The 12,569-nt window shown below is 60.1% G+C and carries 7 protein-coding genes; all 7 read right to left on the bottom strand.

Annotated elements, in window-relative coordinates; all coding sequences use genetic code 11:
• Positions 1-231 precede the first annotated feature (231 nt).
• Positions 232-1,908, bottom strand: coding sequence for an Asp-tRNA(Asn)/Glu-tRNA(Gln) amidotransferase subunit GatB (gatB, locus tag DW925_RS01655; RefSeq protein WP_117790231.1), 1,677 nt, complete (start codon positions 1,906-1,908; stop codon positions 232-234).
• Entirely contained in the window at positions 1,908-3,422 is a 1,515-nt protein-coding gene (gatA, locus tag DW925_RS01650; protein ID WP_117790230.1) for an Asp-tRNA(Asn)/Glu-tRNA(Gln) amidotransferase subunit GatA, read from the bottom strand. Before gatA ends, gatB begins: the two co-directional genes overlap by 1 nt.
• Positions 3,422-3,733 (bottom strand): Asp-tRNA(Asn)/Glu-tRNA(Gln) amidotransferase subunit GatC, encoded by a 312-nt coding sequence (gene gatC, locus DW925_RS01645; RefSeq protein WP_117790229.1) that lies wholly within the window; start codon positions 3,731-3,733, stop codon positions 3,422-3,424. The genes gatA and gatC overlap by 1 nt, the downstream gene beginning before the upstream one ends.
• Before the next feature lie 325 nt (positions 3,734-4,058).
• The gene (locus DW925_RS01640) at positions 4,059-4,976 is read right to left on the bottom strand and encodes a class C sortase (RefSeq protein WP_158556484.1); all 918 of its coding nucleotides are present in this window, start codon (positions 4,974-4,976) and stop codon (positions 4,059-4,061) included.
• A gap of 561 nt (positions 4,977-5,537) precedes the next feature.
• Positions 5,538-7,199 carry an isopeptide-forming domain-containing fimbrial protein gene (locus DW925_RS01635; RefSeq protein WP_117583348.1) on the bottom strand — a complete coding sequence of 554 codons (1,662 nt, stop codon included), beginning with the start codon at positions 7,197-7,199 and terminating at the stop codon, positions 5,538-5,540.
• Between the two features lie 121 nt (positions 7,200-7,320).
• Entirely contained in the window at positions 7,321-8,979 is a 1,659-nt protein-coding gene (locus tag DW925_RS01630; protein WP_158565722.1) for a SpaA isopeptide-forming pilin-related protein, read from the bottom strand.
• Entirely contained in the window at positions 8,972-12,250 is a 3,279-nt protein-coding gene (locus DW925_RS01625) for a SpaA isopeptide-forming pilin-related protein (RefSeq protein WP_117790227.1), read from the bottom strand. The genes DW925_RS01630 and DW925_RS01625 overlap by 8 nt, the downstream gene beginning before the upstream one ends.
• Positions 12,251-12,569: the final 319 nt, after the last annotated feature.

Raw genomic sequence — 12,569 nt, 5'->3', positions numbered from 1 at the left:
TAAAAAACAATGGGCCCGCCACCGGCGCCCCCATTCACTCTATTCCATTCAGCCCCACCTGACCCGAACGGCCGAGTCGTCTGGCCGGGGAAGCCCCGAGTCGCCGGGGTGTTTGCTCCAAATGAGTTCCGCATGCAAAGAAGGCCACTAAATGTGGCCTTCGTCTTGCATAGGACTGTTTGAAATTTGGAGGAAACACCCCGGCGACTCGGGGCTTCCACGGCCTCGCAGCTACGAGAGCGACGTTCTCAGCAACTCGTTGAAGAGCTTCGGGTTGCCCTTGCCGCGGCTCGCCTTCATGCACTGGCCCACCAAAAAGCCGATGACCTTCTGGTTGTCGTCACGATACTGCTGCGCCTGATCGGCACAGTTTGCCAACACCTCGTCCACAATCGGCTGCAGTGCGCCGGCATCGCTCACCTGACGCATACCACGCTCGTCGACGATCTTGTTGGGATCGTCACCGGTCTGGGCCATGGCCTCAAAGACCTCGTGCGCCTGGTTGGAGCTGATGGCATCGGTCGCCAGCAGCTTGGCCAGCGCTGCCACCTGGGCCGGCGCGATGCCGGACTCGGCGAGCGACACGCCCGCGCCCTTAAGGTAGGCGATCATCTCGTTCACCAGCAGGTTTGCGACCGTCTGGGCCTCCTTGCCAGCCATGCCAGCAGCGGCGGCCTCAAAGAACTCGGCAAACTCGGGATCGCCGGCAATCTGCTCGGCGTCGGCCGTCTTAATGCCAAAGTCGGCCTCAAAACGGGCGCGCTTGGCATCGGGCAGCTCGGGGATCTCACCACGACAGCGGTCAATGAACTCGTCGTCCAGATCGAACGGCGCCAGGTCGGGATCGGGGAACAGGCGATAGTCGTCGGCCGTCTCCTTCACACGCATGACCACGGTGCGCTTGCGGCTGGGCTCCCAGTGGCGGGTCTCCTGATAGATGATGCCGCCCTCCTCGAGCACCTCTGCCTGGCGGCAGATCTCGTAGGCAAGGCCGTCATGCAGGCTCTTAAACGAGTTGAGGTTCTTGAGCTCGGTCTTGGTGCCCAGCTTGGTCTCGCCGCGGCGGCGCAGCGACACGTTGCCGTCGCAGCGCATGGAGCCCTTCTCCATGGAGCAGTCCGAAATGCCCAGCGTCACAAAGATGCGACGGAGCTTCTCCATAAACAGGCGAGCCTCCTCGGGCGTGCGCAGATCGGGCTCAGTCACGAGCTCAATCAAAGGCGTGCCGCAGCGGTTGTAGTCGACGAGTGACTCGGCCGCGGCGGTAATGCGGCCCTCGGCGCCGCCCACGTGGACCATCTTGGCGGCGTCCTCCTCCATGTGGATGCGCAGGATGCGGATGGGCACCGTGTAGGAACCGTCCTCGCGACGCTCGGGCATCTGCAGGTTGGACGCGTCATAGCTGGCCAGGTGGCCGGCGCGTTGGTTGCCCTCGCGCATGGTCGACGTCATGGACGTAGACAGGCCCTCGGCGTTGGCCGAGGCGCTCGCCAGACTCTGAGCCTCGGCCTCACCAAACGCGCAGTCGGGGCGCTCGGCGGCACCGCGACCGGTCACGTCCAGGTCAAGGTGGCCGTACATGGCAAAGGCAACCGGACCCTGCGTGGTCTGGAAGTTCTTGGCCATATCGGGATAGAAGTAGTGCTTGCGGTAGAACATCGAGTGGCGCTGGATCTCGCAGTTGGTGGCGAGACCGGCCTTGACGATGCTCTCGATGGCGCGCTTGTTGGGCACCGGCAGGGCGCCGGGCAGGCCCAGGCACACCGGGCACACGTTGGCGTTGGGCTCGTCATCGTGGCTGAGCTTGCAGTTGCAGAACATCTTGGTATCGAGTGCGGTGAGCTCGGTGTGGATCTCCAGGCCAATCACGGCCTCCCAATCCTGCAGGACCTCGGAAAGCTCCTTCATTACAGCTCGCCTCCCTTCCCGGCAAAATCGGGCGCGACGGAAAGCGCGGGCGCACCCGTGGCGGCATCGGCAAAGCCGCGCTCCAGGGCGCGGGCAAACGTGAGCAGCTGACGGTCCTTAAAGGCAGGCCCCACAAGCTGGGCAGAAACGGGCAGCTGAGTGTCCTCGCCCAGGCCCAGCGGCACCGAGATACCGCCGTTGCCGCAGATGTTGAGCGAGATGGTGTACAGGTCGGAGAGGTACATCTGCGTGGGGTCGCTGAGCTCGCCAAACTTAAAGGCCGTGCGCGGCGAGGCGGGCATGAGGATGGTGTCCACCTTGGCATACGCGGCGTCGTAGTCCTGCGTGATGAGCGTGCGGGCCTTTTGCGCAGCGTAGTAGTACTTGTCGTACACACCCGAGCTCAGCAGGTAGGCGCCGAGCATCTGACGGCGCTTGGCCTCGGCGCCAAAGCCGTGGGCGCGCGACAGCGAGCTCTGGTCGGACAGGTTGGCGCAGCCCTCCTCCTGGTAGCCGTAGCGAATGCCGTCGAAACGGGCCAGGTTGGAGAACGCCTCGGCCGGGCCGATGACGTAGTAGGCGGCGATGGCGGCGTCCAGGTGCGGCAGGTCGACCTCGACCAGCTCGGCGCCCTGGTTCTGCAACTCCTGGGCGGCGCGCTGAACAGCGGCCTTGACCTCGGGCGTCAGGCCCTCGGCCTCCATAAACGCGGGGATGATGCCCACGCGCTTGCCCTCGATGCTGTCATTGAGATGCTCGGTAAAGTCGACGGCACAATCCTGGCTGGTGCAGTCGTACGGATCGTGGCCCGCGCCGGTAAGCGCGTTCATGGCCAGCGCGACATCCTCGACCGTGCGGCCAAAGGGGCCCACCTGGTCGAGCGACGAGCCAAAGGCAACCACGCCGTAACGGCTCACGGCGCCATACGTGGGCTTAAAGCCCACCACGCCGCACAGGCTCGCCGGCTGGCGAATGGAGCCGCCGGTATCCGAGCCCAGCGAGAGCGCTACCTCGCCGGCAGCAACGGCGGCAGCGGAGCCGCCCGAAGAGCCGCCGGGCACGCGCTCGGTATCCCAGGGGTTGTTGGTGCGGTGGAACGCGGAGGACTCGGTGGAGCTGCCAAAGGCAAACTCGTCCATGTTGACCTTGCCCATGGGCAGGCAGCCGGCGTCGAGCATGCGCTGGACGCAGGTGGCGGTGTAGACGCTCTGGTAGTCCTCGAGCATGCGGGAAGCGCAGGTGGTGCGCGTGCCCACAAGGTTCATGTTGTCCTTGATGGCCAGCGGCACGCCCGCGAGCGGGGGCAGGACCTCGCCGGCGGCGCGGCGGGCGTCGATTTTGGCGGCGGCCTCAAGTGCGAGCTCGGGCGCTATCTGCAAAAATGCCTGGACCCCGCCCTCGCGTGTCTCGATGGCGGCAAGGGATGCCTGGGCAACCTCGGTAGCGGTAAAGTCGCCGGCGGCAACGCCCGCAGCGATCTGGGCGGCGGTAAGGGAATCGAAACTCTGCGCCATTACTCGCTCTCCCCCTCTCCCAAAATGGACGGCACGCGGAAGTAACGCTCGCGCGCGCTGCCGGCGTTTTCGAGCGCGACGTCGAGCGGCAGGTCGCGCTTGGGCTCGCGCAGGTCGTCGCCCATCACGTTGGACAGGCTTCCGATGGGATGGAACGTGGGCTCCACGTCGGGCAAGTCATATTGCAAGACGGGCTCGAGCATCTGGACGGCATCGTTCAGGTAGGACGTCATCTGGGTGAGCTCGTCATCGGTCAGTGCGATCTTTGCGTACTCGGCGATGCCGCGCACGTCTTTCTCGCTGAGTGCCATAGGTGCTCCCTTCCGCATAACAGATAAACCGCTCTAGTATACAGGGCAGCGCCGGCTTGGAGCAGGCGCTTTACCCAAATGCAGCGAAAACGTAACGAGGGCGGCGGTTGACAGGCAGCGGGCTGACGGTTCTGCAGCGAAACCGCACCGTCCATAGCGAAAACCGTACCGTCCATAGCGAAAGCCATCCCGACCGCAACGAAAACCATCACAACATTCGACGCTTTTCGCCAAAATCGAGATTTTCATCGAATGTTGTGATGGTTTGGAAGCCCCGACCACCACAAAGGTGCCTGTCCCCATTGTGGTGGTTCTGGAGAATGTCTTATGCCGAGGCCTTGGCCTTGCGGCGCTTGCGGACCGCGTGGATCACGATATCCAGCAGCAACAGCACAATGGCTACGACCACGATGAGCACGGCAAACTCGCGCTTGCCCCAGTGACGGCCGGCCAGCGACTTTTGCTTGTCGACGTCCTTCTTGTTGTACTTGGTGCGCACGCAATGCACCAGCAGGCGATGGTCGTTCACGCCGTAGGGCGTGCAGGTGACGAGCGTCACCTTGTCGGCGCCGGGCTCGATAGTCAGCGACTCCATCTCCTCGGGCAGCACCACCTCGGAGTCCACCATCTTGTAGGCAAGCGTCTTGTTCATGGTGTGCAGCAGCACCAGGTCGCCGGGCTCCAGCGAGTGGATGTCGTCGAACATGCTCAGGTTGCGCATACCCGAGTGCGCGGTGAGCACGCAATGCGTCGAGGTGCCGCCCACCGGCAGGCTCGTGCCCTCCAAGTGGCCGACACCCGCCATGAGGACCTCCTCGCTCGTGCCATGGTAGATGGGCATGCTCACGTCGATGGAGGGGATCTCGACCCAGCTCATCATGGGGTCGCGGTCAAAGATGAGCTGCTGGGCGTAGGGCTCGATCTGGTCGGCGGGAAGCTCGGTGGCCTCGCCGGCAAGTTGCTCGTTATAGGAGCGCGCCTGGAGCAGGATGCGCTCGCGCTCCTCGGCAGACAGCGCGTCCACGGTGCTGGACACGGTGCTGATCTGGTTGAACACGCCCGAGGCCTCGAGCCGGTCCAAGATCCACGGCCAGGTCATAAGGCCCACGCCAATAAGAATGATGACGATGGTGATGAGCCGATCGGCCCAGCGCGGCAGCCGCTTGCGACGGCGCTTGGGCTTTGGTTGAGGTTTGGGCTGAGGGCTTGAGCCGCCGTTGTCCGCGGCGTTATTGCCCTTCATATGTTTGGCGCCCTGCACCATCGCCGGTCACTCCTCTACAACTCAAGTTGTCTAAACAAATAATAGCCGATTAGCGAGCTTCCGCGCCGAACAACGCAGCTAGACTGCACCGTCCAGTCGAGGATAAGCCAGCATTTGAGTTTTCAAAATGTCCCAGATCGGCTGGGCGATTCGGGATACAATGTCAATAGAAAACGACGCATCCCGCGTAAATGTTTGGGAGCGCGGGCGGCCTAGTTTTCTGGTTTTGTTAAATGCCCGGGATCCGACCTCCGGGCATTCTTATTTGCGCTTGCGGCGCAAATGCCGTCCACCGTCCGCACCGCGCGTGCGCCTACGGACCTTAAACCGAACCTCATACGAGTCAAGAAACGCGATGACGAACGTACCCGCATCGGACGGTGGAGGCTGGCTGCGTTATCCCAAAAAACGGGGCAGAATCCAGTGCGGAGTCTGCCCCGAAAAGAAAATGACAAAGCAAGAACGTGGATGGACGAGAAAAGTGTCCGCAAGTCTCATGGCCATCACATCCCACCTGCCAAAGGGATGGGTGAGCGAGCGTTACTCCTGCTCGGACTCCTCAGCCTGCTTACGGCTGCGGATGAGATGAGCCACGCCGATGCACAGCACCGCGCCACCAGCGATCCAAGTGAACGTCACGCCGTTAAGGCCGGTGAGCGGGAGGCCGGAACCCTGCTTGTTTTTGACGATCAAGGCAGCAGTACCGTTGTCCGTGTTAGTCGTGTCAACCTCGACCAAATTGGAACCCCTGGTGCTCGTCTTGACCGTAATCTTGTTTTCTCCCTCTCCCTCTGCTTGGTTGAATCCAATGGCTTTGATGGTGAAGGTGAACTCGGGGATGGTGTTATAGCCGGCGAGCGTATGGGTCTCCTTGACGGTGTAGGTGCCGGCATCGAGGCCCTTGACGTTAATCTCGCCGGAGTCGGTGGTCGTGAACTCAGAAGCCTCAGTACCGAGGGAGCCATTCTCCTGGACATACATGTCCTTGGATGCAATATCGTCGGGATCAGTGGCACGGATGGTGAACTTTACGCCCTTAAGTATCTTATTCTCATCCGTCGCGTCCTTCTTGACGAGCTTGAGCGCATAGGTGTAGTCGCGCACGGTGTCGGGCACAGACTCACCCCGGGAATCGTGGCCAGGGTTGTTGGAGTAGATGAGCTTGACGGTGTTGGAGTTGCCCGTGCCACCGACAACGACATGCTGGGACTTATTCGGGTCGAGCTTGGCGCTGTACGTGACAACGACCCTTGTATGCTCGCCGACAGTGACGCCGGCCGCCGTGGCGGCAGCCTTAAGATCGTCAAACTTTACGCTCAAGACCGTTCTGCCATTTGAATCGGGATCAGACATGGTCACAGAAGTAGGCGTGATCTGAGTCTCACCAATCACGGCCTTGACAGTGGACTTATCAACAGTCAAACCGGCAGACAGCTCATCGTGGAACTCATAATAGTAGGTGTTGAACGTGTCGACATTGCTTGCAACCGTGCCGGTCAGCTTGTACTGAACGGTCTGACCCATCTGGGAGTCCGCCTTGTACTTCCAGTCGTTGTCCGCACCATCGTCCTTGACCTGCTTCGTCACGGTCGGGATGCTCGTCTTCTCGGTAACGACCACTGCGTTGCCGCCCACGACTGCAAAGATCGGCGAGGTACCGGTCTGCTTCTCATTCGCACTGAGCGAGTCGGTATCGGTCATGAACAGGTAGTAGCCAGCGCTCGTAGTGGTGAAAGCGCGACCGGCGGCAAAGGAATCGCCCGTAGCGGTAACACTCTTCTCTACAGCCAAGGCAATCTTGTTAAGGATGCTGCTCTGCGGCAGACTCGTGGTATCAGTGGTATCAGTGATCTTGGAAAGGTAGTCGGCAACGTCAGAAGCGGTCGAGTCTAAGGTAATCCCTGGGACATTATTATCAACAAGCACCTTCAGGACCGCAGTCTCTGCGTCATCACTCGGCCACTCAATGTTGGACGCAACCTTACCGGACTTTCCGTCAATAACGTCAGCCTTAAAAATCTGATACGCCTTGAACGAAGTGGAGTCATTGTCCACGGACTTGTTAATCGTGAGCGAATAGCTGGGGGCAGCACCCTCCGCAGCAAACGCCATCGTGACTGTCGCCATAACGCCGCCGAAGCTCAGGGCTGCGGTGAGGCCGGCGGTTACTGCCAGGCGTGCGATGTTCTTGGTTGTTTTCATGTTGGGACCTCTTTCTTGGAGGTTGCTTTAATTCTCGTCATCACCAAAAGTCAGCAGGCTCATTTCCCTGCGCTCTAATCGCTACGGAGGCAGTACGCCATTGAGCAGGGGGGGGGGACAATTATTTATCATGGCGACCTCCTCCCCGCTTGATGACGAGCGCGACGACAATAGCCACTACTCCGATGACGGCCAAAGCCGTTACCAACACCAACGTTCTATCTCCCGTCGAGGGCATAAAGCCTCGACTCACTTCGTTACTTGGGGTGTTAAGCACCGACAACTCGACTAAACCCTTCCCGGCATCGGCGGCATCAACTCGCAGAGGGCTTTCGGCCGATACGGTCACCTTAGGCTTGGCGGCCGCCACCTGGTCGACGTCCAGGCCCTCGGCCTTGACCGTCACGGAGCGCGTGCCCTCAAAGGCGGTGTAGCCCTTGGGTGCCTTGAGCTCGCGGACCTCCAGTTTGCCCGAGCCCACGCCCGAGACGGTCACGCGGCCGTCCTCGCCCGTGGTGACGGTGGCCTTGCCTTGCGCATCCCACGTGCCGTCGGCCGCCAGTGTGCGACCGCGGTCGTCGGCGATGCTCAGGACCGCCCCGGCAAGCGGCTTGTCACCGTCGCTGCCGCGCTTGGTGAGCGCGAGATCCCAGGTGTAGGCACACGCATCGTCGCTCGGCGTGCGGGTGAAGCCGGCGTCGCCGGACTGGTCGGCAAAGGGAGAGCGCGGGTAGCGCAGGTAGACCTCGTTGGGGTTGCCCTTCGCGATGCCGTGGTTGCAAGCGCTGCTGAGCGGCGCATTGTACACGGCGACCACGCGGGCACCCGCGGTAAAGGCGTCGGCCCCGCCGAGCGCGGCGACCAGGTCGCCGGTGCGCACGGTGAAGGTCTTGCCGTCGGCCGCTACCTTGGTGGCGCACCGGGCCGTGATGTCGGTCCAGCCCTTCGCGGGGTCGGTGCCGGCGCGCCCGTCCTTGCCGGTCTGGACCGCGTCAAAGCCGCCGTCCGCGCCCGCCGCCACGTACACATGCATGCTCGCAGCGACTTTGGAGGAGTCGAGCCCCGCGCTCATGGTGTCGACGAACTGCACCACGTAGGTGTCGTAGGCGGTAAGACCCGCCGGGACCGTGGCCGAGAGGCGCCAGTACAGGTCGTCGGCGACCGTGGCGTCGGCGGCCTTCTGCCAGGCGGCGGCGCTGTCCTCCAGCACGTGCTTGGACACCTTGGGGGTCGCCGCCTTGGGCTTGACGGTGACGGCGCTGCCGCCCACCAGGGTCATGATCGGCGCGGTGCCGGCCTCGCCCTGGGCGATGGCATCGTCGTCGGCGACGATGAGCCAGTAGCCACAGGGCAGCTCAGCCGTCGTGCCCGCGTTAAGGGCCACAGACACGGCGCCAGAGCTCTGGAGGGAACGAGCGAGCTGTGCGCTCAGCGCGCTCGTAAGGTGAGAATCATTGTTGAGCCACTCGGCAGCTTCCTGCGCGGTGGTCTGGGAATTGGGCATGCCGGCGCTGTGCAGCACAGGCAGCGCGGCGTCGCGCACGGCGTCGCTTGCCCAGGCGAGGTCGGTGGCGATCTTAGCGTCGCTGTCGCCGTCGACGACGTTGGCGCTAAAGATCTGGTAGGCGTCGTAGCTGCTCGCCACGGTGCCGCTCACCGTGATGGAACCGGTCGAGGTCGGCGCGGCCTGCGCGGAAGCGGGGAACACAACCGCGCAGGTGCCGATCAGGAGGGCAAGCAGCGCAAACAAGATCGGGAAGGAGCAAACTTTCTTATTCACGACGCTTACCTCCCTTCGCATTCGCCTTGCGACGAATGTGCATCCAGGCCGCAGCAGCGCAAAGCACCGCCGCGCCGGCAAGGTACGTCAGAGTGACGCCCGACATACCAGAAAGGGGCAGAGTGGTGGAGTAGGTGTTGGTGAAGGTGGAGGCGGGAATGGCGTTGGGCGCGGCGTCCTTGCCGATGGTGTTACTCACGGTGTTGCCCATGTCGTCCTTCACCTGCGTGACCGTGGTGGAGGTGGTGAGGCCGGAGTACTTGCCAGTGGTCTCATCCATGACGGCCTTCACCGTGACGGCCACCTGGTACTCGGCCTTGGAGTAGCGAAGCTTGTCGATGGCACCGGTGGTAGGCGCGACCTCCTTCACCGTGTAGGTGTAGGTCTTGGCGCCAGTCGGGTTCGAATCGTCGATCTTGGCGAGGTACTTTTTGGAGAACGAGATACCGCCAAAGGATGCCACGATGTCGTTGACCTTGGTGGAGCCCGCTGCGGGAGCGACGGAAATAGTCGTCGGATCAAGCTTAGGTGCGCTATCCTTATTTGCCCCCGTAGCCTCGATGCTGAACTCGAACGGCACATATTTGTCTTTATCGCCCTTCGGCCAGTCCGTATTGCGAACAGATTTGGTCACCGGGATCTTCACGGACGTAGTGGTAAGGGCGTCGGAAATGTAGACGTTGTTCCCGTCAATCGTCGGGCTCTTTCCCTCGGTCCACGTGACGGAACCGTCCTCGTTGGACACCGTGAACTCATAAACCGTGGTGTTCAAGTTGTAGCCAAACGGAGCCTGGGTCTCAACAAGCGTGTACGTACCCGGCAGCAGACCCTCGAGCGTGAACTTGCCAGGCGCGGTGTCGATGTCTGCCCACGTGGTATCGCTCGAAGTCGACTGGTCGCTCTCCCGGTCGATCACGGTCCAGGACTGGTCGGCCGTACCATCGGCGTCCTTTTTCTTGGTGAGCTTCCACTCAGAACCAGGCAAAGGAGTGTGTTTTGTGTCGTCCTCCGCCACCTTGGTCCAAGACACCGTACCGGTGATCCTGGCGTTGGGAATGGCACCCGTGGGGTTATTCTCGAACGGAACATTTTTGCCGTTCTCATCCACGTAACCCTGAACGTAGTTCGGCTTCTCGCCAGTATTGTTCATAGTGGCATAGTAGATGGTGTCTGACTTCTGGTAGCCAGCCGGCGCCGTCTCCTCTTTGATGTAATACGTGAAGTAGTTGGTATCGTTGGAATTGCCGATGTTTGCCTTCTGGTTCAGATAGTTGAACTGAAGCTTGCCATCACCCGAAGCGTAATCATTTGCGCCACCGTCAGTCACCGTCACGATAGCGTCCTTGCCCGCGACAGCATTCTCGACAGAACCATAGATAGCCCACGAGGAACCAGGAAGCGACGTGTTGCCGTTCGCCGCATCGACCTTGCTCCACGCAACGGCGGAGCCGTCGGGCGTATACGACCCAGACCACGGGAAGTTGTGACGCTCCTGATCCATATCGATGACGGAAGCCGAGTTACCCTCACCAAATGCTGCGGCAACCTTCGGGCTGTTCATTGAGAAATCGACGCCCACATAAACGCGGCCGTTGGTAGTCACATGGTCGTCGAAACTTCCGTTGGGAACGAGAATCGATCCGATCATAGCCGCCGCAGGATCGTCGTCAGTCCACTTGGCACCGGTGGCTGTGCCGCCGTATCCCCAGTCCGCGCGGTTTTCTCCCGCGATGCCGCCTCGAATGGTAAGGCTTTGCGTATCGACAAAGTTCCACATGATGGACTGGGAAGCCGTCGCGTATGCCTCGCCCAGCTCCTTGCCGGAATATTGAGTTTCGTAACCACGCGAAATCTCGGTACCGTTCCACCAAAAGCGCCAGCCATTGTGAAACTCAATATTCGAAGATCCGGTAACGTTCACAACAACCGAGGCGCCCTTGGGAATGCCCTCGAATGCGAAATCAACGCCACGATAATACTCGTTGTTGTATGTATTGCTCAGCTGAGAAGCATCGATGGTGAACACCTGCTGCATAGAGGTGTTGTCGCCCTTAAACGTGATAAGACGCTCGCTATTCTTGAATTTCTTACCATTGAGCGACGTATCGGCGCAGTCCGAATATATGGTCTTATACGACTCATCAAACACCAGGCCATAATTACAATCCGTCTTGTCGTACTTGTTGATTACGTAGTTGTTGTGATTGCTCGCGAAACCAACCTCGAGCGTGCCGGTATTTGCAAACGAGTTGAGCTGTTTCGATAGCTTCGAGAGGTACCCATCTTCACCGTTGTAGCTCGAATAATCGTTATTGTTGACATTAGTCAAATCAACAGTTTGATTGAACAGGTTGCTTTCCTGAGAGTTCATGCCCTCGTACCAATTACCCTGCGTTGTCACCACGGATTGGCGTTCATTGTTATCGCGCCAGTATGTGATGGGGCCTGCGATCTGCGCAGTGTAGGCAAAGCCGGAAGGAGTCGCGCCCTCAGAAGATTTCTGCCGTCCGACCCAAGCGCCTTTCTTCCAAGCGCCAACGGTAGTCGTCTCCGGCGAGTCGCCGCTATAACCAACGCTCATCTTGGTGATCGCACTTTTAATTCCGGCCACCGCAAGCACGGTGCTGCCGGCGACAGGACGGAACTGGGAACCAAAACCAACGGTGCCAAAGCGGAAACCAGCACCAATTGATTGATAGGGCCAGCTCTCTTTGACTGGATTCATGGCAAGCTTGCCACGGACCAAGGTAAGGCCCTCCGCCTCAGCGGCATATGAGCCGGTGGGGGCGTTCTCCGCATCAAGATTACTAGTGTCGCTCGGCTTACCACCGATGTACATGTCGCGGCCGACGTAGGTGGCCACGCCGGGATCGGGGGTGGAGACATCGATATTCGTACCGATACCGATAGACGTGGGAACATAAATTCCCTTCTCCACGGTGGCCGTCGCTCTCGCTGAAGCCGCATTCGCACTCTGAGCCTGCTCAGCACTATTTGAAGAGCCAGCCTCGCCGCCATTGGTCTCGTCGCTATTCTGGTTTTCGGCATCCTCGCTGGTGTTATCTACAGCAGCGGACTCACTTGAGGAACCCCCCCCCATTACAGTTTCCTCGGTAGAAACCGTCTGGGCATCGTTGGCAATGGCCTGCGAGATCGGGGGCATGACGAGCGACAGTACCAGGCTCAAAACGGAGGCTCCGCACAAAACGCCTGCCAGTACACGGCGCGTCGCTTTATTACTCTGCTTAGATTTGTCCGAATTCGCTTTCATCGATGTCTCCTCCCCAAGAGACCGCGATCTTGCTCTTTCACCATCAAACGTATCTGCGCAATCTGTAATTGCGCTCGTTTAGTAATGCAATTATAACGATTGTTTAAACATCTGAGCAACAAAACCGACATTTTTGTAGCAAGTTCTCAATTCTCTTGACATTTGCTCGGATTTGCCTTCGTTTATTCGCTATCTTTTTTTATTTCTGCTGGTAATTTAGTTGCGTATTATTTTTTAATGGCATTAGATTTATTTGCACAACATTTTGCTCAAGAGCGAGCATCCTGTGAACGGTCGAAAATCGACCGTGAGTGGTAGG

This window comes from Collinsella sp. AM43-1 (genome assembly GCF_003467925.1).
GTDB lineage: Bacteria > Actinomycetota > Coriobacteriia > Coriobacteriales > Coriobacteriaceae > Collinsella.
This window is presented reverse-complemented; position numbering and strand designations above follow the sequence as displayed.